This window comes from Microbacterium sp. Be9 (assembly GCF_011754135.1).
In the GTDB taxonomy this organism is placed as follows: Bacteria; Actinomycetota; Actinomycetes; order Actinomycetales; family Microbacteriaceae; genus Microbacterium; species Microbacterium maritypicum_A.
Genome location: NZ_WNWT01000006.1, coordinates 913,792 through 934,482, shown reverse-complemented (window position 1 = coordinate 934,482; position 20,691 = coordinate 913,792). Strand labels below are relative to the sequence as shown.

The window sequence follows — 20,691 nt, the reverse complement described above, 5'->3', positions numbered from 1 at the left end:
GTCACGAGCGGCTCTCCCGCCCGCTCGCACCGCACTCGCCGAAGGGCCAGAATGAGCAGGTGGCCTCGAAGATGACGCTCCGCGTGCAGTTGCTCGTGCTGCAGGCGCTGATCGTGTTCCTGGTGACCCTGGCGACCGGCATCGTGGCCGGCGCGTTCCAGGAGCAGGCTCTCCGCGAGGCGTACAAGGACCGGATGCAGGCCGTGGCCCAGTCGATCGCCGCGCTCCCGACGGTGCACGCGGCGTTCGACGATGCCGAGCCCTCCGCAGCCATCCAGCCGATCGCCGAGGTCATCCGCGAGGCCTCCGATCTCGCCTACGTCGTCGTCGCCAACGAAGACGGCATCCGCTACTCGCACCCGAATCCGGAGCGCATCGGCGAGAAGGTCTCCACCGACCCGTCGATCCCTCTCGCCGGCGAGATCTACGTCGGCACGCAGACCGGCACGCTCGGCACGTCGTGGCGGGTCAAGGTGCCCATCCGTGACGATGAGGGCGACGTTATCGGCACCGCATCCGTCGGGATTCTCGAGTCGGAGCTCAACGAGGAGTTCTCGGCCAATCTCGTCTGGCTGATCTCGGCGATGCTGGCGGCTGCTGTTCTCGGGGTGTTCGGCTCGGCGTGGGTGACCTCCATCATCCGGCGGCGCATCTACCGTCTCGAACCCCACCAGATCGCCGCTCTCGTGAAGAACCAGGAGACCACGCTGCACGGTCTGAGCGAAGGGGTCATCACGGTCGACGGCACCGGGCGGATCACGCTCGTCAACGACGCCGCCGCCCGATTCCTCGACAGGGATGCCGCCGATCTCGATGGCGAACCCGCCGCCGAGGTCCTGGGCACAGAGCTCGCCACGGTGCTCCGGGAGGGCGAGTCCGCCGGCCGGCCGGTGATCGTCGGGGCGCACGTGCTCGTCGCCCGCAGCACCGGAAGCGAGGCAGACGGCGAAGGCATCGGAGCGACGCTGCTGTTGCGCGATCACACCGAGTTGCATGACGTGGTGCGACGGGTCGAGGCCGCGGATGCGATCATCGCGTTCCGACAGCGACTCGGGCTCCCCAAGGGACTGAGCGCCGAGACGCTCGATCGTGTCTGCGCAGCTCTCGCTGCGCGCCCCGACGCTTCGGCGACCGAGATCGGCGACGACCTCGAGATCTCGCGCGTCAGCGCCCGCCGCTACCTCGAGCATCTCGCCGGCTCCGGCCGAGCGACCCGCACACTCGACTACTCGACCAAGGGCCGCCCGAGTACCCGCTACCGGTCGAACGACGCCGTCTGAAGCCCGTCACCCCTGGGACGCAGTGCCATTGTGTGCGACACTGGATCGCATTCGACGTCGTCGTCAGCCTGCCCGGATCGAAGGAGATCTCATGGTTCGCAGTACCTATCCCGATGTGGAGATCCCCGAGGTCTCCATCCTCGAGTTCCTGTTCGGCGATCTCTCCGAAGCCGAACTCGACACCATCGCCCTCGTCGACGGGATGAGCGGGGCAACCACCACCTACCGGCAGCTCGTCGGACAGATCGACCTTTTCGCCGGCGCCCTCGCGGCACGCGGAGTCGGGGTGGGCACCACTGTCGGCGTCCTCTGTCCGAACATCCCGGCCTTCGCCACCGTTTTCCACGGCATCCTCCGCGCGGGGGCGACGGCCACCACCATCAACTCCCTCTACACCGCCGACGAGATCGCGAACCAGCTCACCGACGCCGGAGCGACCTGGCTCGTGACGGTCTCCCCTCTGCTTCCCGGCGCACAGGCCGCCGCGGACAAGCTCGGGTTCGACGCCGACCACGTGATCGTTCTCGATGGCGCCGAGGGCCACCCGTCCCTCCCCGCGCTGCTCAGCGAAGGGCACCCCGCACCGGACGTGACATTTGACCCGGCGACCCATCTCGCCGTCCTCCCCTACTCCTCGGGAACGACCGGCCGCCCGAAGGGCGTCATGCTCACGCACCGCAACCTGGTGGCCAACGTGTCGCAGTGCCGTCCGGTCCTCGGCGTCGATGCCAGTGACCGGGTGCTCGCCGTCCTGCCCTTCTTCCACATCTACGGCATGACGGTGCTGCTGAACTTCGCGCTGCGTCAACGGGCCGGGCTCGTCACGATGCCGAAGTTCGACCTCCCCGAGTTCCTGCGCATCATCGCCGATCACCGCACCACCTGGGTGTTCGTCGCTCCCCCGATCGCAGTCGCGCTCGCGAAGCATCCGATCGTCGACCAGTACGACCTCTCCGCCGTGAAGGTGATCTTCTCCGGCGCCGCGCCTCTCGACGGCGCCCTGGCCTCGGCGGTGGCCAACCGCTTGGGGTGCATCGTGACCCAGGGGTACGGCATGACCGAGACCAGCCCCGCGGTCAACCTCATCTCCGAGGCGCGCACCGACATCGACCGCTCGACCATCGGGCCCCTCGTGCCGAACACCGAAGCACGGCTCGTCGATCCCGATTCGGGCGAAGACGTCACAGTGCCGGCAGAGGGCGCGAGCGAGCCCGGCGAACTGTGGGTGCGGGGACCGCAGGTCATGGTCGGCTACCTCAACCGCCCGGACGCCACGGCAGAGATGCTCGATGCCGACGGCTGGCTGCACACCGGTGATGTCGCCACCGTCACCGATGAGGGCATCTACCGTATCGTCGACCGGCTCAAGGAACTCATCAAGTACAAGGGCTACCAGGTGGCTCCGGCCGTGCTGGAAGCCGTGCTGCTCGAGCATCCCTCCATCGCGGATGCCGCCGTGATCGGCGCACTCGATGAGGACGGCCAGGAGGTGCCCAAGGCCTTCGTCGTACGCCAGCCGGAAGCCGAACTCGATGCCGAGGCGGTCATGGCCCACGTCGCCTCGCATGTCGCGCCGCACGAGAAGGTACGCCAGGTGGAGTTCATCGATGTGATCCCCAAGTCGAGCTCGGGGAAGATCCTGCGCAAGGATCTGCGTACCCGCTGACGACGTCACCGGGTACACGAAGAAGCCCGCCATCCCTTTCGGGGTGGCGGGCTTCTTCGTGAGCGAAGTACTTACTCGGACTTCTTCTCGACAGCGTCCTCGGCGGCAGCCTCGGCTGCTTCGCCCTCGGCCTGCGACTCGGCGCCGGCCTCGACGGTCTCGTCGGCGGGAGCCTCCTCAGCGGGAGCCTCCTCGACGACCTCAGCCGGCTTCTCGGCCTTCTCGGCCTTCGGAGCAGCAGCCTTCTTGGTCGACTTCGCCTTCGGGGTGACGGGCTCGAGGACGAGCTCGATCACGGCCATAGGCGCGTTGTCGCCCTTGCGGTTGCCGACCTTCGTGATGCGGGTGTAGCCGCCCTCACGGTCAGCGACGAGCGGCGCGATCTCGGAGAACAGGACGTGCACGACTTCCTTGTCACCGATGACCGACAGCACGCGACGACGCGCGTGCAGGTCGCCACGCTTGGCGAAGGTGATCAGACGCTCGGCGAGCGGACGAAGGCGCTTGGCCTTGGTCTCGGTCGTCTTGATCGACTTGTGGGTGTAGAGCGCCGCCGCGAGGTTGGCAAGCATCAGGCGCTCGTGTGCGGGGCCGCCTCCGAGGCGGGGACCCTTAGTGGGCTTGGGCATAATCGTCTAACTCCTGGTCAGAAAGGTCGGGTATCAGAAGGACTCGTCTTCGCTGCCGCCGTAGAAGTGGGCGCCGTCGAAACCGGGCACCGAATCCTTGAGCGACAGACCGAGCGAGATGAGCTTGTCGCGCACCTCGTCGACCGACTTCTGGCCGAAATTGCGGATGTTCATGAGCTGCGTCTCCGACAGGGCGACGAGCTCAGAAACGGTGTTGATGCCCTCACGCTTCAGGCAGTTGTACGAGCGGACCGACAGGTCGAGGTCCTCGATCGGCATCGACAGCTCGCTGGAGTTCACTGCCTCCACCGGCGCCGGGCCGATCTCGATGCCCTCGGCCTCGACGTTCAGCTCGCGGGCGAGACCGAACAGCTCGGTGAGCGTCTTCGCAGCCGAAGCGACGGCGTCGCGGGGGCTGATGGCCGACTTGGTCTCGACGTCGAGGACGAGCTTGTCGAAGTCGGTGCGCTCCCCGGCACGGGTCGCGTCGACGCGGTAGCTGACCTTGAGGACCGGCGAGTAGATCGAGTCGATCGGGATCTGACCGGCCTCGGCGTACTCGTTGCGGTTCTGCGTCGCCGAGACGTAGCCACGGCCACGCTCGATGGTGAGCTCGAGCTCGAACTTCGCGGTGTCGTTCAGCGTCGCGATGACGAGCTCGGGGTTCTGCACCTCGACACCGGCCGGAGCCGAGATGTCAGCGGCGGTGACTTCGCCCGCACCGGTCTTGCGCAGGTACGCGGTGATGGGCTCATCACGCTCCGACGAGACGACGAGCTGCTTGATGTTGAGGATGATCTCGGTGACATCCTCCTTCACGCCGGGGATGGTGCTGAACTCGTGCAGCACGCCGTCGATGCGAACGCTGGTGACAGCAGCACCGGGGATCGACGACAGCAGGCTGCGACGCAGCGCGTTGCCGATCGTGTAACCGAAGCCGGGCTCCAGAGGCTCGATGATGAACCGGCTACGGTTCTCGACGATCTTTTCCTCGGTCAGTGTGGGACGCTGTGCAATAAGCACTCTGTGTTCCTTTCGATCACATGCCCGCTATATGACATGTGGTGGGGTGAGGTTTTGAGTTGTGGAAGTCGATGCCCGCACGCGGGCGTCGAGCCGCTCAGACCACGAAGGGACCGAGCGGCTCGACACGCGAATCAGACGCGGCGACGCTTCGGCGGACGGCAGCCGTTGTGCGCCTGCGGGGTGACGTCCTGGATCGAACCCACCTCGAGGCCGGCGGCCTGCAGCGAGCGGATCGCGGTCTCGCGGCCGGAGCCCGGACCCTTCACGAGGACGTCGACCTTCTTGACGCCGTGCTCCGCAGCCTGGCGGGCAGCCGACTCGGCGGCCATGCCTGCGGCGTACGGGGTCGACTTGCGGGAGCCCTTGAAGCCCACGCCACCCGACGATGCCCAGGCGATGACGGCGCCGGACGGGTCGGTGATCGAGACGATCGTGTTGTTGAACGTCGACTTGATGTGGGCCTGGCCCAGCGCGATGTTCTTCTTTTCCTTGCGGCGCGGCTTGCGCGCGGCGGCCTTGGGTGCAGCCATGAAAGTGTTCTCCTAGTCCCTGGGGCCGCGCTTAGCGGGCCTTCTTCTTGCCTGCGACGGTGCGCTTCGGGCCCTTGCGGGTACGGGCGTTGGTCTTGGTGCGCTGACCACGGACCGGGAGACCACGACGGTGGCGGATGCCCTCGTAGGAGCCGATCTCGACCTTGCGGCGGATGTCTGCTGCAACCTCGCGGCGCAGGTCACCCTCCACCTTGTAGTTGCCTTCGATGTGGTCGCGGAGGGCGATCAGCTGGTCGTCGCTGAGGTCCTTCACGCGGATGCTCTCGTCGATGTCCGTCGCCTTGAGGATCTCGACCGAGCGGGTACGGCCGACGCCGTAGATGTAGGTAAGGGCGATCACCACGCGCTTGTCGCGCGGGATGTCAACGCCGGCAAGACGTGCCATGCGGTTCTCCTGGGTGTTGTGGAGGTATGGAACAGGATCGGTGCCCGGGCCTCCGCCCCGAGGTGTCCCCCGCTTCCGCGAGTTCTGATCCTGCCGTTGTGTTTTCAGTTGTGAGATGTGCGTGAGCGATGCCGCGCAGCGCGGGCCCGTCGATCAGACCGGCGGGCCCGCCAGGGACTCAGCCCTGGCGCTGCTTGTGACGCGGGTTGCTCTTGCAGATCACCATGACGCGGCCGTGACGGCGGATCACCTTGCAGTGATCGCAGATGGGCTTGACGCTGGGGTTGACCTTCATGATGTTTCCTGTTCGCTGTCTTCGTACCGCCCCGGGCAGGGGCAGGCCGTTACTTCTCGACCGATCAGCGGTAGCGGTAGACGATACGGCCGCGGGTCAGGTCGTAGGGGCTGAGCTCCACGACCACACGGTCCTCGGGGATGATACGGATGTAGTTCTGCCGCATCTTGCCGGAGATCGTTGCAAGGACCTTGTGTCCGTTGCTGAGCTCAACGCGGAACATCGCGTTGGGCAGAGCCTCGGAGATCACGCCCTCGATCTCGATGACACCGTCTTTCTTAGCCATAGCCTCGCTGACGCTTCTGCAGATCGGTCGATCTGCGGTGGGTGATTGGTTTGTGGTGCTGCACCGCCGGACACGCCGAATCAAGGCACAAAGCACCAAAGATCTATGTTAGACGCTCCGGAGCCATCCGGCAACTTGACGGCCAGGGCCGGGAAGCCGCCGGTTCAGCTGATCAGGTCGGTGAACTTCTTCAGGTCGGCCTGGTCCTGCAGGTTGAGGCGCGTGCCGTTGATGTCCACCGTCGGCGTGCCGGCGATCTCGTGGGACTTCGCCTGCGCCGCACCGAACTTGCGGTACGTCTCGTCGGTGATGCACGAGACCGCGTCATCCGCACCGACCTGTGTCGCGAAGCCGGCCAGCTGGTCGTTCGTCAGACCTGTCGAGTTCTCCTCGGGCTGGTTCTCGAAGAGCGTCTTGGCGAAGTCGAGGTACAGGTCAGGGTTCGACTCGGCGACGCAGAACGCGGCACCTGCCGACCGTGAGGAGTACTCGGTGCCCTGCGAGAAGCGGTCGAGGATCGCGATCGGGTGGTACTCGAGCGTGATGCGGCCGTCGGCAGCCGCGGCTTCGAGCTGAGCACCGAACTGGTCCTCGAAGGTCTTGCAGACCGGGCACTGGAAGTCGACGAACACCGCGATGGTGTCTTCACCGTCGCCGAACGAGACCGCACCGGTCTCGGAGTTGAAGGTGTCGTTGGCCTTCGGCGCCGCGCCGGGCGAGGTCGCCTGGTTGTTGAGGAACACCACGAGTCCACCGATCGCCACCAGCACCACGACGACGGCGATGGAGACGCCGATCGCGAACCAGTTGGTGTTGCTCTTCGCCGCTGCCATTACTTTCCGATCTCTCGAGGCTCGACCCCGAACGGGGCGAGTCCGGCTCTTCCACCATCGGGCGCAGTCAGCACCCAGATACCCCCATCATGCAGGGCGACGCTATGTTCCCAATGGGAGCCGTCTGTGCCGTCCACCGTGGTGACGGTCCAGTCGTCCTCCTCGATGAAGGTCGCCTCCCCACCGGCGGTGACCATCGGCTCGATCGCGAGCACGAGGCCGGGCTTCACGTCTTCACCGCGGTCGGGTGTGCGGTAGTTGAAGACGCTGGGGGCTTCGTGCATCTTGCGACCGATGCCGTGTCCGACGTACTCGCGCAGGATGCCGTAGGGCTCGCCGGAGACCGCTGAGGGCCCCTGAGCCTCGATGTGGTCCTGGATGGCCGCACCGATCTCGTCGATCGACGACACGGACGCCATGGCGGCGATTCCCGCCCACATCGACCCCTCGGTCACGCGGGAGAGCTCCTCGCGACGGGCGACCACCTCGGGGCGCTCCTGGTCGGGCACGACCACGGTGATGGCGCTGTCGCCGTTCCACCCCTGGAACTGCGCACCGCAGTCGACCGACACGATGTCGCCGGGCTGGAGCACCCGCTCCCCCGGGATCCCGTGCACGACCTGCTCGTTCACCGAGATGCAGGTGGTGTGGTGATAGCCGCGCACCAGCTGGAAATTCGACTCGGCGCCGCGGGCGAGGATCGTGCGGTTCGCCACCGTGTCGAGCTCGAGCGTCGTCACACCGGCCTTGATCAGCGGGCGGACGGCATCCAGTGCCGCCGCCGTGATGAGGCCGGGCTCCACCATGGCTCGAAGCTGAGCCGGGGTCTTGTAGATCGACCGGCGGAACATCTCAGGAGGCGGAGGCCGCGAGACGCAGACCGCGCGCGGCCAGGGCCTCGGCGATGCGCTCGGTGATCTCGTCGAGGGAGCCGACGCCGTCGATACGGTCGACGATGCCCTTGGCCCCGTAGACCTCGAGGATCGGGGCGGTCTCGCGCTCGTAGATGTCGAGGCGGTGGCCGATGGCCTCCGGGGTGTCGTCGGAGCGTCCCTGCTCGGTCGCACGGAGCGTCAGACGCTCCAGACTCTCCTCGCGCGGCACGTCGAGGAGGATGACGGCGTCGAGCGCCTGTCCCCGTTCGGCGAGGAACGACTCGAGGTGGGCGACCTGCGCGGTGTTGCGCGGGTAGCCGTCGAGCAGGAAGCCGTGAGCGGCATCCTCCTGTGACAGGCGGTCGCGCACGATCTCGCTCGTCAGCTCGTCCGGAACGAGGTCGCCCTTGTCGAGGATCGCGGTGACCTGCTGCCCGAGGGGCGTCCCCTCCTTGATGTTCGCCCGGAAGATGTCGCCGGTCGAGACGACCGGGATGCCGTAGGACTCGGCGATGCGCACGCCCTGCGTGCCCTTGCCGGAGCCCTGCGGGCCGACGATGAGAAGACGTGCGGATGCTGTCATCGGAGGAGCCCTTCATAGTGTCGCTGCTGCAGCTGCGCGTCGATCTGCTTGACCGTCTCGAGACCCACACCGACGATGATGAGGATCGAGGCGCCGCCGAACGGGAAGTTCTGGTTGGCGCCGACGGTGGCCAGAGCGATGAGCGGGATGAGCGCGATCAGACCGAGGTACAGGGAGCCGGGGAGCGTGATGCGGGTGAGCACGTAGTCGAGGTACTCGGCCGTCGGGCGGCCCGCGCGGATGCCGGGGATGAAACCGCCGTACTTCTTCATGTTGTCCGCGACCTCGACCGGGTTAAACGTGATCGCCACGTAGAAGTACGTGAACCCGATGATCAGCAGGAAGTACGCGGCCATGTACACCGGGCTGTTGCCGGACGTGAAGTTCGTCGTGATCCAGGTCACCCAGGCGGCCGGAGTCGATCCGTCCTGCGGGGTGTTGAACTGCGCGATGAGCGCCGGGATGTACAGCAGCGACGAGGCGAAGATCACGGGGATCACACCCGCCATGTTCACCTTGATCGGGATGTAGGTGTTCGTGCCGCCGTAGGTGCGTCGACCCACCATGCGCTTGGCGTACTGCACCGGGATGCGTCGCTGGGATTGCTCGACGAACACGACGAGCCCCATCACGATGATTCCGACGAGCAGCACCAACAGGAAGACCTCGAAGCCCTTGGTCTGCCAGATGAGGCTCATGGCACCGGGGAACGTGGCGGCGATCGAGGTGAAGATGAGCAGCGACATGCCGTTGCCGATGCCGCGCTCGGTGACGAGCTCGGCGAACCACATGATCAGGCCGGTACCGGCCGTCATCGCCATGATGATGAGCAGCTGCGCCCACCACACATCGTTCGTCAGAAGCTGCTGGCAGGCCGCGAGATCGGTCGTGCCGAAGAGCTGGCCGCTACGGGCCACCGTGACGAGAGTCGTCGACTGGAGAAGCGCGAGGGCGATCGTGAGGTAGCGCGTGTACTGGGTCAGACGGGCCTGGCCGGCCTGTCCTTCCTTGTGCAGCGCCTCGAAGTGCGGGATGACCACGCGCAGGAGCTGCGTGATGATCGTCGCGGTGATGTACGGCATGACGCCGAGCGCGAAGATCGACAGCTGCAGCAGCGCGCCGCCGGAGAAGAGGTTGACCAGTCCGAGCAGCCCATCGGTGCCCGCGTTGGCGGCAAGACACTCTTCGACGTTCGGGAAGTTCACGAACGGCGCCGGGACGTTGGAGCCGAGCCGGTAGATCGCGACGATGGCGAGTGTGAAACCGATCTTCCGACGCAGGTCGGGGGTGCGGAAGATCCGCGCGATGGCGCTAAACAAGGACGTTCCTCCTGAAAAGGTTGCCGATTCCCGAAGGACGGCTGAAAGACCAGGGTAACGCAAACCGGGCTTCCCGGAATTCGCCACCGATACCAGGCCCGCCGGATGCGGCCCCAGAGCGAGGTCTCGGAGTGTGAAACCACAAGAGGGGCCGGAGAATCTCCGACCCCTCTTGCTAAGCGGTTACTTGACGGATCCGCCAGCCGCGACGATCTTCTGCTCGGCAGAACCCGAGACCTTGTCGACCGAAACGGTGAGCTTCACGGCGATGTCGCCGTTTCCGAGAACCTTGACCTTCTCGTTCTTGCGAACGGCGCCCTTGGCGACCAGGTCGCCGATGGTGACATCGCCACCCTTCGGGTACAGCTCCGCGAGCTTCTCCAGGTTCACGACCTGGTACTCCACGCGGAACGGGTTCTTGAACCCGCGCAGCTTCGGGGTGCGCATGTGCAGCGGCATCTGCCCACCCTCGAAGCCGACGCGAACGGTGTTGCGCGCCTTGGTGCCCTTGGTTCCACGACCAGCGGTCTTACCCTTGGAGCCCTCACCACGGCCGACGCGAGTCTTGGCGGTGTTGGATCCGGGGACGGGACGCAGGTGGTGCACCTTCAGCACGCCGGGGCGGGACGCCGGAGCATCCTTCTTCGGCGCGGCCTTCTTGGCGGCCGGCTTCTTGGCAGCGCCCTCAGCCTTGGCGTCAGCGGCAGCGGTCTTGGCCGGAGCCTTCTTCGCGGCCGGCTTCTTCTCGGCGGCAGCCTTGGGAGCTGCAGCCTTCTTCGTGGCCTTCTCAGCCTCGACGGCCTCGTTCTTCTCAGCCATTAGTCGATCTCCTCAACCTTGACGAGGTGGGCGACGGTCTTGACGTAACCGCGCGTCTGCGCGTCGTCGGGGCGGACGGTGGTGTCACCGATCCGCTTCAGACCGAGGCTGCGCAGCGTGTCACGCTGGTTCTGCTTCTCGCTCACCTTGGACTTGATCTGCGTGACCTTCAGTCGCGCGGCCATCAGGCACCTACCTTCTGTGCGGCGATGGCCTCGGCCTCGGCGCGCACGAGGCGCGCAGGGGCGACCTGGTCGAACTCGAGGCCACGACGCGCGGCGACCGCACGAGGCTCCTCGAGCTGCTTCAGGGCGGTGACCGTCGCGTGCACGATGTTGATCGTGTTCGACGAGCCGAGCGACTTCGACAGCACGTCGTGGATACCGGCGCACTCGAGCACGGCGCGGACCGGACCACCGGCGATGACACCGGTACCGGCAGCGGCCGGACGGAGCAGGACCACACCAGCGGCCGCCTCACCCTGCACGGGGTGCGGGATGGTGCTGCCGACGCGCGGAACGCGGAAGAAGTTGCGCTTGGCCTCTTCGACACCCTTCGAGATCGCCAGAGGGACCTCGCGGGCCTTGCCGTAGCCGACGCCGACCAGACCGTTGCCGTCACCGACGACCACGAGGGCGGTGAAGCTGAAGCGACGACCACCCTTCACGACCTTCGAGACGCGGTTGATGGTGACGACGCGCTCCAGGAACTGGTTGTCGCCACGGTCACGGGAGTTGCGGTCACGGCCGCCACCCTGGTTGCGGTCACGACCGCCGCGGCGGCCATCACGCGAATCGCGAGCCGGCTCAGCCTGCGTGGTGCCGGCAGCCGTCTCGGAAGTGGCAGCAGCCGCTTCGGTCACTTCGTTCTCCTTGTTGTCACTCACAGTGCCAGACCCCCCTCGCGGGCGCCGTCGGCGATGGCGGCGACACGACCGGCGTAGCGGTTGCCGCCACGGTCGAACACTGCCTCGGAAACGCCGGCAGCCTTCGCACGCTCGGCGAGGAGCTCGCCGACCTTGCGGGCCTTGGCGGTCTTGTCACCCTCGAGCGAGCGCAGGTCGGTCTCGAGCGTCGAAGCCGACGCCACGGTGTGACCCTTGCTGTCGTCGACCAGCTGCACGAAGACGTGGCGGGCCGAGCGGTTGACGACGAGACGCGGACGCGCCTCGGTGCCGACGACCTTCTTGCGAAGGCGGGCGTGACGACGCGCGCGGGCGTCAGACTTTGACTTGAGAGCCATGGTTACTTACCACTCTTTCCGGCCTTGCGACGCACGTTCTCGCCGGCGTAGCGCACACCCTTACCCTTGTACGGCTCGGGCTTGCGGATCTTGCGGATGTTGGCAGCTGCCTCGCCGACAGCCTGCTTGTCGATCCCGCTGACGGTGAGCTTGGTGGTGCCCTCGACCGTGAGCGTGATGCCGGCGGGCGGGTCGATCAGGACCGGGTGCGAGAAGCCGAGGGCGAACTCGACCGAGCTGCCCTTCTGCTGCACGCGGTAACCGGTGCCGACGACCTCGAGACCCTTGGTGTAGCCCTGGGTCACGCCGATGATGTTGTTGTTGATGAGCGTGCGGGTCAGGCCGTGAAGCGACCGCGACTCGCGCTCGTCGTCGGGACGGGAGACCAGAACCTGGTTCTCCTCGACCGCGACCTCGATGGGGCTGGCCACCGTGAGGGTGAGTTCACCCTTGGGGCCCTTCACCGCGACCTCGCGGCCGTCGACCGAAACGGTCACGCCCGCGGGAACGTCGATGGGAAGTCGTCCAATACGCGACATTTCGAATTACCACACGTAGGCGAGAACTTCTCCGCCCACGCCCTTCTGCTCTGCCTGACGGTCGGTGAGAAGACCGGAGGAGGTGGACAGGATCGCCACGCCAAGGCCGCCGAGGACCGTGGGAAGCTCGGTCGACTTCGCGTAGACGCGGAGACCGGGCTTCGAGACGCGCTTGATGCCAGCGATGGAGCGCTCACGGTTGGGACCGTACTTCAGCGTCAGCGTGAGGTTCTGTCCGACGCGGGCGTCAGAGGTCTCCCAGCCGGCGATGTAGCCCTCCTGCTGGAGGATCTGAGCGATGTGCGTCTTGAGCTTGCTCGACGGCAGGGTCACGGAATCGTGGTGCGCCGAGTTCGCGTTGCGCAGACGGGTCAGCAGATCTGCGACCGGGTCTGTCATTGTCATTGTTGATTTCCTTTGTTCATGAGGTTCCGGCTGCCGTTACACGACAGACGGCCTGCGATGACACGCAATTTTCAATTGTACGTGCACATCGACGGGCTCAGTGACACGAGACCACTGAGCCCGTCGAGGGTGTTACGCCTGTGCGTCTTCCGAGCGGAAAGGGAATCCGAGGTGACGGAGCAGTGCCCGGCCCTCTTCATCCGTCTTCGCGGTGGTGACGACGGTGATGTCGAAACCGCGAACCCGGTCGATCTTGTCCTGATCGATCTCGTGGAACACGCTCTGCTCCTGGAGACCGAAGGTGTAGTTACCGTTGCCGTCGAACTGCTTGCCCGAGAGACCGCGGAAGTCGCGGATACGGGGCAGTGCGAGCGAGACGAGGCGATCCACGAACTCCCACGCGCGGTCACCACGGAGGGTGACGTGCGCGCCGATGGCCTGACCCTCGCGCAGCTTGAACTGCGCGATGGACTTGCGAGCCTTCGTGACGATCGGCTTCTGGCCGGTGATCTTGGTGAGATCGTCGACCGCGCCATCGATCACCTTGCTGTCGCGAGCTGCCTCGCCGACACCGGTGTTCACGACGACCTTGACCAGTCCGGGGATCTGCATGACGTTCGCGTAACCGAACTCGTCCTGCATCGCCTTCTTGATCTCGGTGTTGTACTTCTGCTTCAGGCGCGGATGGATCTTGCCAGCCGGCGCGGCAGTGTCGGTGCTCATCAGAGGTCCTTACCGCTCTTCTTCGCGTAGCGCACGCGGACGGTGCGCTTGACGCCGTCCTTGGTCTGCTCCTCGACCCGGTGGCCGACCTTGGTCGGCTTCTTGGTCGAGGGGTCGACGAGTGCGACGTTCGAGATGTGGATGGAGGCTTCGACGGTCTCGATGCCTCCGGTCTTGGTGCCACGCTGCGTCTGGCCGACGCGGGTGTGCTTGGTGACGTAGTTCACGCCTTCGACGATGACGCGGTTCTTGTCGGAAAGGACGTCGAGGACCTTGCCCTGCTTGCCGCGGTCGCCGCCACGCTCCTGCGTGGCACCGGTGATGACCTGAACCAGGTCACCCTTCTTGATCTTCGCCATGATTAGATGACCTCCGGCGCCAGCGAGACGATCTTCATGAACTTCTTGTCGCGAAGCTCACGACCGACCGGCCCGAAGATACGGGTGCCGCGGGGCTCCCCGTCGTTCTTCAGGATCACTGCGGCGTTCTCGTCGAACTTGATGTAGGAGCCGTCCGGACGACGGACCTCCTTCTTGGTGCGGACGATGACCGCCTTGACGACATCGCCCTTCTTGACGTTGCCACCGGGGATCGCGTCCTTGACGGTCGCGACGATGGTGTCGCCGAGTCCCGCGTAACGGCGCTTCGAGCCACCGAGAACGCGGATGGTGAGCAGCTCCTTGGCGCCGGTGTTGTCGGCGACCTTGAGTCGGGATTCCTGCTGGATCACTTGGCCTTCTCCAGAATCTCCACCAGGCGCCAGCGCTTCGTGGCGCTCAGCGGGCGGGTCTCGTTGATCAGGACCAGGTCGCCGATGCCGGCGGAGTTCGCCTCATCGTGCGCCTTGACCTTCGAGGTGCGGCGGATGACCTTGCCGTAAAGCGGGTGCTTCACGCGGTCCTCGACCTCGACCACGATGGTCTTGTCCATCTTGTCGCTGACGACGTAGCCGCGACGCGCCTTGCGGTAACCGCGGGCAGCGGAGTCGCGGACGTCGTGCTCGGACGACTCGTGTCCTGCGGCCTGCGTCTCCACAGTCGCTTCCTTCTTGGTGGCCATCACTCAGCCTCTTCCTTCACGGCGTCGTCGGCGGAGTCCGCCTTCTTCGCCTTCGACTTGGTCGCCTTCTTGGCCGGAGCCTCGACCGGAGCGGGCGTCGCACGGATGCCCAGCTCGCGTTCGCGGATCACGGTGTAGAGGCGCGCGATGTCGCGCTTGACGGCGCGGATGCGGCCGTGGCTCTCCAGCTGGCCGGTGGCCGACTGGAAACGGAGGTTGAACAGCTCCTCCTTGGCCTTGCGCAGCTCCTCGACGAGGCGCTGGTCTTCGAATGTGTCGAGCTCTGCCGGGGCGAGCTCCTTGGTGCCGATCGCCATTACGCGTCGCCCTCCTCGCGCTTGATGATGCGTGCCTTGAGCGGCAGCTTGTGAATTGCACGGGTCAGAGCTTCGCGTGCGAGCTCCTCGTCGACACCCGCGACCTCGAAGAGGACACGGCCCGGCTTGACGTTGGCGACCCACCACTCGGGGGAACCCTTACCGGAACCCATGCGGGTTTCGGCAGGCTTCTTCGTGAGCGGACGGTCGGGGTAGATGTTGATCCACACCTTTCCACCACGCTTGATGTGACGGGTCATCGCGATACGAGCGGACTCGATCTGACGGTTCGTCACGTAAGCGGGCGTGAGGGCCTGGATACCGTACTCGCCGAAGGAGACCTTCGTGCCGCCGGTGGCCTGACCCGAGCGACCCGGGTGGTGCTGCTTGCGGAACTTGACCTTACGGGGGATGAGCATTATGCCGACGCTCCTTCTGCGACAGGTGCCTCGTTGCGCGGGGCACGGCGGCGGTCGCCACCACGGTCGTCACGACGAGCCTTGGGTGCGTTGGCCTGCTCGCGAGCGAGCTCCTTCGCGGTCAGGTCGCCCTTGTAGATCCAGACCTTCACGCCGATGCGGCCGAAGGTGGTCTTCGCCTCGTAGAAGCCGTAGTCGATGTTCGCGCGCAGCGTGTGCAGCGGCACACGACCCTCGCGGTAGAACTCCGAACGGCTCATCTCGGCGCCGCCGAGGCGGCCGGAGACCTGGATGCGGATGCCCTTGGCGCCGGCGCGCTGCGCGCCCTGCAGACCCTTGCGCATCGCACGACGGAACGCCACACGAGCAGAGAGCTGCTCGGCGATGCCCTGTGCGACCAGCTGAGCGTCGGCCTCGGGGTTCTTGACCTCGAGGATGTTCAGCTGGATCTGCTTGCCCGAGAGCTTCTCGAGGTCGCCGCGGATGCGCTCGGCCTCGGCCCCACGACGACCGATCACGATGCCCGGACGGGCGGTGTGGATGTCGACGCGGACGCGGTCACGGGTGCGCTCGATCTCGATGTTCGAGACACCGGCGCGGTCGAGCTGCGTCTTGAGCAGGTTACGGATCTTGATGTCCTCGGCGACGTAGTCGGCGTAGCGCTGACCCGGCTTCGTCGAGTCAGAGAACCAACGCGAGACGTGGTCCGTCGTGATGCCGAGACGGAAGCCGTACGGGTTTACCTTCTGTCCCATTACTTGCTCGCCTTCTTGTTGCTGTCGCCCGTGGCGGCCGGAGCTGCCTCAGGCGTCGAGAGCACGACCGTGATGTGGCTCGTGCGCTTCTTGATCTGGAAAGCGCGACCCTGAGCACGGGGCTGGAAACGCTTGAGCGTGGTGCCCTCGTCGACGTACGCGTTGGCCACGTACAGGTCCTGCTCGTCGAGGAACTCGCCGTCGCGATCCGCCTTCACCTGCGCGTTGGCCATGGCCGACGCGACAAGCTTGTAGATCGGTTCGCTGGCGCTCTGCTGTGCGAACTTGAGGATCGCGAGAGCTTCCTGTGCCTGCTTGCCCTTGATGAGCGCGACGACACGACGAGCCTTCTGAGGGGTCACGCGGATGTGTCGCACGCGTGCGATCGATTCGACCATTAGCGGCGCCGCCCCTTCTTGTCGTCCTTCTCGTGGCCGCGGAAGGTGCGGGTGGGCGCGAACTCGCCCAACTTGTGACCGACCATGGTCTCGGACACGAACACAGGGATGTGCTTGCGTCCGTCGTGGACCGCGATCGTGTGACCCAGCATGGCCGGGATGATCATGGACCGACGGGACCAGGTCTTGATGACGTTCTTGGTGCCGGCTTCGTTCTGCACGACCACCTTGCGAAGCAGGTGATCGTCGACGAAGGGGCCCTTCTTAAGACTGCGAGGCATCTTCTCTTACTCCTACTTACGCTTCTTGCCGGCGTTACGACGACGCACGATGTACTTGTCGCTTTCCTTGTTGGCGTGACGGGTACGACCCTCAGCCTGGCCCCACGGGGAGACGGGGTGACGACCACCGGAGGTCTTACCCTCACCACCACCGTGCGGGTGGTCGACCGGGTTCATCGCGACACCACGCACGGTCGGGCGGACGCCCTTCCAGCGCATGCGGCCGGCCTTACCCCAGTTGATGTTCGACTGCTCGGCGTTGCCGACCTCGCCGATGGTCGCGCGGCAGCGCGCATCGACGTTGCGGATCTCGCCCGAGGGCAGACGCAGCTGGGCGTAGGGGCCGTCCTTGGCGACGAGACGGACGGATGCACCGGCCGAACGTGCCATCTTCGCGCCGCCGCCGGGGCGGAGCTCGATCGCGTGGATGACGGTACCCGTGGGGATGTTCTTCAGCGGGAGGTTGTTGCCCGGCTTGATGTCAGCCCCGGCACCCGACTCGACGATGTCGCCCTGCTTCAGCTTCGCCGGAGCGAGGATGTAGCGCTTCTCGCCGTCGAAGTAGTGCAGCAGCGCGATGCGCGCGGTGCGGTTGGGGTCGTACTCGATGTGAGCGACCTTGGCGTTGACGCCGTCCTTGTCGTTACGACGGAAGTCGATGACACGGTACTGGCGCTTGTGGCCACCACCGATGTGACGGGTCGTGATGCGGCCCTGGTTGTTGCGACCACCGGTCTTCGAGAGCGGGCGCAGCAGCGACTTCTCCGGCGTCGATCGAGTGATCTCGGCGAAGTCAGCCACCGACGAGCCGCGACGGCCCGGGGTCGTGGGCTTGTACTTGCGAATAGCCATTATTGTCCTTATCCCCCGGATCAGCCGATTGCCGTGAAGATGTCGATGGTGCCCGACTTCAGGGTGACGATGGCGCGCTTGGTGTCCTTGCGCTTGCCGGTGCCGAAGCGGGTGCGGCGTGCCTTGCCGACGCGGTTGAGGGTGTTGACCCCTGCGACCTTGACGCCGAAGATCTTCTCGATGGCGAGCTTGATCTCGGTCTTCGAAGCGCGCGGGTCGACGAGGAAGGTGTACTTGCCTTCATCGATGAGACCGTAGCTCTTCTCGGACACGACCGGCTTCAGGATGATGTCGCGCGGGTCCTTGTTCAGGGCCGTCTGGAGAACAGATGCCTGCTCGCTCATGCGGAGACCTCCTGGTTGGCGCCGGACTTGGAGGCGATGAAGCCCTCGAGCGCGGCCTGGGTGAAGACGATGTCGTCGGAGACGAGCACGTCGTATGCGTTGAGCTGGTCGAACGTCAGCACGTGCAGGTTCGACAGGTTGCGGATGCTCTTCAGCGTCACGTCGTCGTTGCGCTCGATCACGACGAGCACGTTCTTCGACGAGACGACGTTGGTGAGGAAGTTCACCGCGGTCTTGGTCGAAGGCGTTCCGTCGATCCCGAAGGACTCGATGGCGTGGATGCGGTCACCGCGGAAGCGGTCGCTGAGCGCGCCCAGGAGGGCGGCGGCGATCATCTTCTTGGGGGTGCGCTGCGAGTAGTCGCGCGGCTTGGGGCCGTGCACGATGCCACCACCGGTCATGTGCGGCGCGCGGATGGAACCCTGACGGGCGTTACCCGTGCCCTTCTGCTTGAAGGGCTTGCGACCGGCACCCGAGACCTCGCCACGACGCTTGGTCGAGTGCGTGCCCTGGCGAGCCGCCGCGAGCTGCGCGACGACGACCTGGTGGATGAGCGGGATGTTCGTCTTGGCGTCGAACAGCGCGGCGGGAAGCTCGATCGAGCCTGCCTTCTTGCCGTCTGCCTTGAGGACGTCGAGCGCGAGAGTGGAGTCAGCCATGATCAGGCACCCTTCACTGCGTTGCGGACATAGACGATGCGGCCACGAGCACCGGGGACGGCGCCCTTGACGAGCATGAGTCCCTTCTCGATGTCGATGGAGTGCACCGTGAGGTTGAGGACGGTCACGCGCTCGCCACCCATACGGCCGGCCATGCGCATGCCCTTGAAGACGCGGCTCGGGGTCGACGATGCGCCGATCGAGCCGGGCTTGCGGTGGTTGCGGTGCGAACCGTGCGAAGCCGAGACGCCCTTGAAGTTGTGACGCTTCATGACACCGGCGAAGCCCTTGCCCTTGCTCGTGCCGACGACGTCGACGAGCTGGCCCGCTTCGAAGGTGCCGTCGACCGTGAGCTCCTGGCCCAGGTTGTAGTCGCCGGCGTCCGCGGTGCGGATCTCGGTGACGTGACGACGCGGCGTGACGCCGGCTGCCTCGAAGTGAGCGGAGAGCGGCTTGTTGACCTTGCGGGGGTCGATCTGGCCGTACGCGATCTGCACGGCGTTGTAGCCGTCCTTCTCGGGCGTGCGGACCTGGGTGACCACGTTGGGTGCCAGCTCGATGACGGTGACGGGAACGAGCTTGCCGCTCTCGTTCCACACCTGGGTCATGCCGAGCTTCGTGCCCAGCATGCCCTTGGAAACCTTGGAGTTGATGTCAGCCATGTCGAACCTCAGAGCTTGATCTCGATGTTGACATCGGCCGGCAGGTCGAGACGCATCAGCGAGTCGACGGCCTTGGGCGTCGGGTCGACGATGTCGATCAGACGCTTGTGGGTGCGCATCTCGAAGTGCTCGCGGCTGTCCTTGTACTTGTGCGGCGACCGGATGACGCACACGACGTTCTTCTCGGTCGGAAGGGGCACGGGGCCGACGACGGTTGCGCCCGCACGGGTCACGGTGTCGACGATCTTGCGTGCGGACGTGTCGATGACCTCGTGGTCATACGACTTCAGGCGAATGCGGATCTTCTGTCCCGCCATTGTCTGCTCTCTCTCTTTAAGCGTCTTACCGACCGGGACCGGGTGGCCCTGGGGCATTGGACGCACGTCGGCGCTGTTCGCGCCTCGGCACGAGAACGACCCTCGCGAGTCGATCTGCTGCACCACTGTTCTTCTGTCAGCCGGAAGCCGTGAGGCGACCGGATGCCGACCTTCCGCCGCGCACGGCGGAAGCCTTCGTGAAGAAGGGTGTCGGGGTGTGTTCTGCTACCCGCGGCCTAGAACCCTGCACCGTCCCGGAGGCGGCGCCGTCTATGCACTGCCCTGGCAGTGATCCGACGCACGCACAGCGGCGACGGAATATCGAACCTGTCTATTCTGCCACGGCTGATTTCACTTGTGCAAACCCGGGCGTGTCGCGGTCCGTCGAACGCGACTCCAGACGGTGCGTGAACAGGTCAGAGTGCGGGAGATAGCGGGGCGAGGCATCCCCATGCCTCGCCCCGCTTGGGGAGGGCGTTCAGTGCGAGGGGGCACACCGAACGCGAGTAGCCCGGCGTGAAGGGACGCCGAACTCCTCGACCGAGGGCGCGGCGGAAGACCCGCCGCGCAGGCGGGGTGACGCTCAGGCGCAATGAGTGCGCGCGTCGCACGATGATCCCCAAGATCGCATATCCCCAGTTTGTACGCGGAACTCCGCGTGCTTCGGGAAACCGAACCCCTTCGGCTCCCCCGACCGCAAGATCCCCAGGCGGTCGAGACGATCCTACTGGATACAACCGTGAATGCGCCACATCCGACGACATTCCGGCACGGACGCTGCCCTCCAGCACGCACGAGCGGCGACCCACAGGTGGTGGATCGCCGCTCGGGGCTTGCGGTCTTTCTTACTCGTTGCCGACGGCCTTGTCAGCGCCGTCGCGGATCTCATCGATCTTGTCCGCGGCACCGGGGGCGATCTTCTTGGCGAAGTCCGCGACGCCGTCGAGCACCTTGTCGCTGATGTCCTCGGCCTGCTCGCTCTTGACGGCCTCGGCGATCTTGTCCTTGTTCTGCTCGTACAGATCCTTGCCCTTGTTCACGGCGTCTTCGATGCCCATGTGATTCCCCTTCTGAAGGTGTGCCGCCGACCGATCGAGCCGACCACACTCATTGTGCATGTCCACCCCGGCAAACGGAACCCTCGCGTCCCGGGTCGACGACAGCACCGCGCC

33 protein-coding genes are annotated in these 20,691 nt (G+C 65.7%); 2 read left to right on the top strand and 31 right to left on the bottom strand.

Annotation, left to right across the window (positions count from 1 at the left end):
- Positions 1-59 precede the first annotated feature (59 nt).
- Together GLO27_RS15450 and GLO27_RS15445 are read left to right on the top strand one after the other, a co-directional pair.
- Positions 60-1,280 carry a PAS domain-containing protein gene (locus GLO27_RS15450; protein WP_021201108.1) on the top strand — a complete coding sequence of 407 codons (1,221 nt, stop codon included), beginning with the start codon at positions 60-62 and terminating at the stop codon, positions 1,278-1,280.
- Positions 1,281-1,371: 91 nt separating this feature from the next.
- Entirely contained in the window at positions 1,372-2,946 is a 1,575-nt protein-coding gene (locus GLO27_RS15445) for an AMP-binding protein (protein WP_167255604.1), read from the top strand.
- 71 nt (positions 2,947-3,017) lie between these two features.
- On the opposite strand, the gene rplQ is transcribed toward GLO27_RS15445, so the two are convergent.
- The 31 genes from rplQ to GLO27_RS15290 form a co-directional block, all read right to left on the bottom strand.
- Positions 3,018-3,575 (bottom strand): 50S ribosomal protein L17, encoded by a 558-nt coding sequence (rplQ, locus tag GLO27_RS15440; RefSeq protein WP_031207971.1) that lies wholly within the window; start codon positions 3,573-3,575, stop codon positions 3,018-3,020.
- Between the two features lie 33 nt (positions 3,576-3,608).
- Positions 3,609-4,598 (bottom strand): DNA-directed RNA polymerase subunit alpha, encoded by a 990-nt coding sequence (locus tag GLO27_RS15435; RefSeq protein ID WP_021201111.1) that lies wholly within the window; start codon positions 4,596-4,598, stop codon positions 3,609-3,611.
- A gap of 134 nt (positions 4,599-4,732) precedes the next feature.
- Positions 4,733-5,131, bottom strand: coding sequence for a 30S ribosomal protein S11 (rpsK, locus tag GLO27_RS15430; protein ID WP_017829189.1), 399 nt, complete (start codon positions 5,129-5,131; stop codon positions 4,733-4,735).
- Between the two features lie 31 nt (positions 5,132-5,162).
- Complete coding sequence (rpsM, locus tag GLO27_RS15425; RefSeq protein ID WP_017201568.1) at positions 5,163-5,537, bottom strand: 30S ribosomal protein S13; 375 nt, start codon at positions 5,535-5,537, stop codon at positions 5,163-5,165.
- 178 nt (positions 5,538-5,715) lie between these two features.
- The gene (rpmJ, locus tag GLO27_RS15420; RefSeq protein WP_005050492.1) at positions 5,716-5,832 is read right to left on the bottom strand and encodes a 50S ribosomal protein L36; all 117 of its coding nucleotides are present in this window, start codon (positions 5,830-5,832) and stop codon (positions 5,716-5,718) included.
- A 64-nt stretch (positions 5,833-5,896) separates the two neighbouring features.
- The gene (gene infA / locus GLO27_RS15415; protein ID WP_017201569.1) at positions 5,897-6,118 is read right to left on the bottom strand and encodes a translation initiation factor IF-1; all 222 of its coding nucleotides are present in this window, start codon (positions 6,116-6,118) and stop codon (positions 5,897-5,899) included.
- A 164-nt stretch (positions 6,119-6,282) separates the two neighbouring features.
- Entirely contained in the window at positions 6,283-6,951 is a 669-nt protein-coding gene (locus tag GLO27_RS15410; protein ID WP_021201112.1) for a thioredoxin domain-containing protein, read from the bottom strand.
- Positions 6,951-7,802, bottom strand: coding sequence for a type I methionyl aminopeptidase (gene map, locus GLO27_RS15405; protein ID WP_167255602.1), 852 nt, complete (start codon positions 7,800-7,802; stop codon positions 6,951-6,953). Before map ends, GLO27_RS15410 begins: the two co-directional genes overlap by 1 nt.
- A 1-nt stretch (position 7,803) precedes the next feature.
- On the bottom strand, positions 7,804-8,409 hold the full coding sequence (locus GLO27_RS15400) for an adenylate kinase (protein ID WP_021201114.1): 606 nt from the start codon (positions 8,407-8,409) through the stop codon (positions 7,804-7,806).
- Positions 8,406-9,728, bottom strand: coding sequence for a preprotein translocase subunit SecY (secY, locus tag GLO27_RS15395; RefSeq protein ID WP_021201115.1), 1,323 nt, complete (start codon positions 9,726-9,728; stop codon positions 8,406-8,408). The genes GLO27_RS15400 and secY overlap by 4 nt, the downstream gene beginning before the upstream one ends.
- 183 nt (positions 9,729-9,911) lie before the next feature.
- Complete coding sequence (rplO, locus tag GLO27_RS15390) at positions 9,912-10,547, bottom strand: 50S ribosomal protein L15 (protein WP_021201116.1); 636 nt, start codon at positions 10,545-10,547, stop codon at positions 9,912-9,914.
- Positions 10,547-10,732, bottom strand: coding sequence for a 50S ribosomal protein L30 (rpmD, locus tag GLO27_RS15385; protein WP_017201575.1), 186 nt, complete (start codon positions 10,730-10,732; stop codon positions 10,547-10,549). The genes rplO and rpmD overlap by 1 nt, the downstream gene beginning before the upstream one ends.
- Complete coding sequence (rpsE, locus tag GLO27_RS15380; protein ID WP_017829196.1) at positions 10,732-11,409, bottom strand: 30S ribosomal protein S5; 678 nt, start codon at positions 11,407-11,409, stop codon at positions 10,732-10,734. Before rpsE ends, rpmD begins: the two co-directional genes overlap by 1 nt.
- A 20-nt stretch (positions 11,410-11,429) precedes the next feature.
- Complete coding sequence (gene rplR / locus GLO27_RS15375) at positions 11,430-11,789, bottom strand: 50S ribosomal protein L18 (RefSeq protein WP_017201578.1); 360 nt, start codon at positions 11,787-11,789, stop codon at positions 11,430-11,432.
- Positions 11,790-11,791: 2 nt separating this feature from the next.
- Entirely contained in the window at positions 11,792-12,328 is a 537-nt protein-coding gene (gene rplF / locus GLO27_RS15370; protein WP_017829197.1) for a 50S ribosomal protein L6, read from the bottom strand.
- 6 nt (positions 12,329-12,334) lie between these two features.
- Positions 12,335-12,733, bottom strand: a complete 399-nt coding sequence (gene rpsH / locus GLO27_RS15365) for a 30S ribosomal protein S8 (RefSeq protein ID WP_021201117.1) — start codon at positions 12,731-12,733, stop codon at positions 12,335-12,337.
- Between the two features lie 132 nt (positions 12,734-12,865).
- The gene (gene rplE, locus GLO27_RS15360; protein WP_167255600.1) at positions 12,866-13,456 is read right to left on the bottom strand and encodes a 50S ribosomal protein L5; all 591 of its coding nucleotides are present in this window, start codon (positions 13,454-13,456) and stop codon (positions 12,866-12,868) included.
- Positions 13,456-13,815, bottom strand: a complete 360-nt coding sequence (gene rplX / locus GLO27_RS15355; RefSeq protein WP_021201119.1) for a 50S ribosomal protein L24 — start codon at positions 13,813-13,815, stop codon at positions 13,456-13,458. The genes rplE and rplX overlap by 1 nt, the downstream gene beginning before the upstream one ends.
- A gap of 2 nt (positions 13,816-13,817) precedes the next feature.
- The gene (gene rplN, locus GLO27_RS15350; protein ID WP_017201583.1) at positions 13,818-14,186 is read right to left on the bottom strand and encodes a 50S ribosomal protein L14; all 369 of its coding nucleotides are present in this window, start codon (positions 14,184-14,186) and stop codon (positions 13,818-13,820) included.
- Entirely contained in the window at positions 14,183-14,515 is a 333-nt protein-coding gene (gene rpsQ / locus GLO27_RS20095) for a 30S ribosomal protein S17 (RefSeq protein WP_021201120.1), read from the bottom strand. The genes rplN and rpsQ overlap by 4 nt, the downstream gene beginning before the upstream one ends.
- Complete coding sequence (gene rpmC / locus GLO27_RS20090; protein WP_017829202.1) at positions 14,515-14,832, bottom strand: 50S ribosomal protein L29; 318 nt, start codon at positions 14,830-14,832, stop codon at positions 14,515-14,517. Before rpmC ends, rpsQ begins: the two co-directional genes overlap by 1 nt.
- Entirely contained in the window at positions 14,832-15,251 is a 420-nt protein-coding gene (gene rplP, locus GLO27_RS15335) for a 50S ribosomal protein L16 (RefSeq protein ID WP_017829203.1), read from the bottom strand. The genes rpmC and rplP overlap by 1 nt, the downstream gene beginning before the upstream one ends.
- Positions 15,251-16,006, bottom strand: a complete 756-nt coding sequence (rpsC, locus tag GLO27_RS15330) for a 30S ribosomal protein S3 (RefSeq protein WP_017201587.1) — start codon at positions 16,004-16,006, stop codon at positions 15,251-15,253. The genes rplP and rpsC overlap by 1 nt, the downstream gene beginning before the upstream one ends.
- Positions 16,006-16,404: a 50S ribosomal protein L22 gene (gene rplV, locus GLO27_RS15325; protein ID WP_021201121.1), complete on the bottom strand. Its 399-nt coding sequence runs from the start codon at positions 16,402-16,404 to the stop codon at positions 16,006-16,008. Before rplV ends, rpsC begins: the two co-directional genes overlap by 1 nt.
- The gene (gene rpsS, locus GLO27_RS15320; RefSeq protein WP_017829205.1) at positions 16,404-16,685 is read right to left on the bottom strand and encodes a 30S ribosomal protein S19; all 282 of its coding nucleotides are present in this window, start codon (positions 16,683-16,685) and stop codon (positions 16,404-16,406) included. The genes rplV and rpsS overlap by 1 nt, the downstream gene beginning before the upstream one ends.
- Positions 16,686-16,697: 12 nt before the next feature.
- The gene (gene rplB / locus GLO27_RS15315; RefSeq protein ID WP_017201590.1) at positions 16,698-17,537 is read right to left on the bottom strand and encodes a 50S ribosomal protein L2; all 840 of its coding nucleotides are present in this window, start codon (positions 17,535-17,537) and stop codon (positions 16,698-16,700) included.
- Positions 17,538-17,557: 20 nt separating this feature from the next.
- Positions 17,558-17,881: a 50S ribosomal protein L23 gene (gene rplW, locus GLO27_RS15310; RefSeq protein ID WP_017829206.1), complete on the bottom strand. Its 324-nt coding sequence runs from the start codon at positions 17,879-17,881 to the stop codon at positions 17,558-17,560.
- Positions 17,878-18,540, bottom strand: a complete 663-nt coding sequence (gene rplD / locus GLO27_RS15305; RefSeq protein ID WP_021201122.1) for a 50S ribosomal protein L4 — start codon at positions 18,538-18,540, stop codon at positions 17,878-17,880. Before rplD ends, rplW begins: the two co-directional genes overlap by 4 nt.
- Before the next feature lie 2 nt (positions 18,541-18,542).
- Positions 18,543-19,202, bottom strand: coding sequence for a 50S ribosomal protein L3 (rplC, locus tag GLO27_RS15300; RefSeq protein ID WP_021201123.1), 660 nt, complete (start codon positions 19,200-19,202; stop codon positions 18,543-18,545).
- 8 nt (positions 19,203-19,210) lie between these two features.
- Positions 19,211-19,519: a 30S ribosomal protein S10 gene (gene rpsJ / locus GLO27_RS15295; protein WP_017201594.1), complete on the bottom strand. Its 309-nt coding sequence runs from the start codon at positions 19,517-19,519 to the stop codon at positions 19,211-19,213.
- An 845-nt stretch (positions 19,520-20,364) separates the two neighbouring features.
- On the bottom strand, positions 20,365-20,577 hold the full coding sequence (locus tag GLO27_RS15290; protein ID WP_021201124.1) for a hypothetical protein: 213 nt from the start codon (positions 20,575-20,577) through the stop codon (positions 20,365-20,367).
- Between the last annotated feature and the right edge of the window lie 114 nt (positions 20,578-20,691).

What these genes read in the sequence shown, in the direction of transcription:
- GLO27_RS15445 (WP_167255604.1), top strand. Translation starts at nt 1,372, where the DNA reads ATGGTTCGCAGTACCTATCCCGATGTGGAGATCCCCGAGGTCTCCATC.
- rplQ (WP_031207971.1), bottom strand. Translation starts at nt 3,575, where the DNA reads ATGCCCAAGCCCACTAAGGGTCCCCGCCTCGGAGGCGGCCCCGCACAC.
- rpsK (WP_017829189.1), bottom strand. Translation starts at nt 5,131, where the DNA reads ATGGCTGCACCCAAGGCCGCCGCGCGCAAGCCGCGCCGCAAGGAAAAG.
- rpsM (WP_017201568.1), bottom strand. Translation starts at nt 5,537, where the DNA reads ATGGCACGTCTTGCCGGCGTTGACATCCCGCGCGACAAGCGCGTGGTG.
- rpmJ (WP_005050492.1), bottom strand. Translation starts at nt 5,832, where the DNA reads ATGAAGGTCAACCCCAGCGTCAAGCCCATCTGCGATCACTGCAAGGTG.
- infA (WP_017201569.1), bottom strand. Translation starts at nt 6,118, where the DNA reads ATGGCTAAGAAAGACGGTGTCATCGAGATCGAGGGCGTGATCTCCGAG.
- GLO27_RS15410 (WP_021201112.1), bottom strand. Translation starts at nt 6,951, where the DNA reads ATGGCAGCGGCGAAGAGCAACACCAACTGGTTCGCGATCGGCGTCTCC.
- map (WP_167255602.1), bottom strand. Translation starts at nt 7,802, where the DNA reads ATGTTCCGCCGGTCGATCTACAAGACCCCGGCTCAGCTTCGAGCCATG.
- GLO27_RS15400 (WP_021201114.1), bottom strand. Translation starts at nt 8,409, where the DNA reads ATGACAGCATCCGCACGTCTTCTCATCGTCGGCCCGCAGGGCTCCGGC.
- rplO (WP_021201116.1), bottom strand. Translation starts at nt 10,547, where the DNA reads ATGGCTGAGAAGAACGAGGCCGTCGAGGCTGAGAAGGCCACGAAGAAG.
- rpmD (WP_017201575.1), bottom strand. Translation starts at nt 10,732, where the DNA reads ATGGCCGCGCGACTGAAGGTCACGCAGATCAAGTCCAAGGTGAGCGAG.
- rplR (WP_017201578.1), bottom strand. Translation starts at nt 11,789, where the DNA reads ATGGCTCTCAAGTCAAAGTCTGACGCCCGCGCGCGTCGTCACGCCCGC.
- rplF (WP_017829197.1), bottom strand. Translation starts at nt 12,328, where the DNA reads ATGTCGCGTATTGGACGACTTCCCATCGACGTTCCCGCGGGCGTGACC.
- rpsH (WP_021201117.1), bottom strand. Translation starts at nt 12,733, where the DNA reads ATGACAATGACAGACCCGGTCGCAGATCTGCTGACCCGTCTGCGCAAC.
- rplE (WP_167255600.1), bottom strand. Translation starts at nt 13,456, where the DNA reads ATGAGCACCGACACTGCCGCGCCGGCTGGCAAGATCCATCCGCGCCTG.
- rplX (WP_021201119.1), bottom strand. Translation starts at nt 13,815, where the DNA reads ATGGCGAAGATCAAGAAGGGTGACCTGGTTCAGGTCATCACCGGTGCC.
- rpsQ (WP_021201120.1), bottom strand. Translation starts at nt 14,515, where the DNA reads ATGGCCACCAAGAAGGAAGCGACTGTGGAGACGCAGGCCGCAGGACAC.
- rpmC (WP_017829202.1), bottom strand. Translation starts at nt 14,832, where the DNA reads ATGGCGATCGGCACCAAGGAGCTCGCCCCGGCAGAGCTCGACACATTC.
- rplP (WP_017829203.1), bottom strand. Translation starts at nt 15,251, where the DNA reads ATGCTCATCCCCCGTAAGGTCAAGTTCCGCAAGCAGCACCACCCGGGT.
- rpsC (WP_017201587.1), bottom strand. Translation starts at nt 16,006, where the DNA reads ATGGGACAGAAGGTAAACCCGTACGGCTTCCGTCTCGGCATCACGACG.
- rplV (WP_021201121.1), bottom strand. Translation starts at nt 16,404, where the DNA reads ATGGTCGAATCGATCGCACGCGTGCGACACATCCGCGTGACCCCTCAG.
- rpsS (WP_017829205.1), bottom strand. Translation starts at nt 16,685, where the DNA reads ATGCCTCGCAGTCTTAAGAAGGGCCCCTTCGTCGACGATCACCTGCTT.
- rplB (WP_017201590.1), bottom strand. Translation starts at nt 17,537, where the DNA reads ATGGCTATTCGCAAGTACAAGCCCACGACCCCGGGCCGTCGCGGCTCG.
- rplW (WP_017829206.1), bottom strand. Translation starts at nt 17,881, where the DNA reads ATGAGCGAGCAGGCATCTGTTCTCCAGACGGCCCTGAACAAGGACCCG.
- rplD (WP_021201122.1), bottom strand. Translation starts at nt 18,540, where the DNA reads ATGGCTGACTCCACTCTCGCGCTCGACGTCCTCAAGGCAGACGGCAAG.
- rplC (WP_021201123.1), bottom strand. Translation starts at nt 19,202, where the DNA reads ATGGCTGACATCAACTCCAAGGTTTCCAAGGGCATGCTGGGCACGAAG.
- rpsJ (WP_017201594.1), bottom strand. Translation starts at nt 19,519, where the DNA reads ATGGCGGGACAGAAGATCCGCATTCGCCTGAAGTCGTATGACCACGAG.
- GLO27_RS15290 (WP_021201124.1), bottom strand. Translation starts at nt 20,577, where the DNA reads ATGGGCATCGAAGACGCCGTGAACAAGGGCAAGGATCTGTACGAGCAG.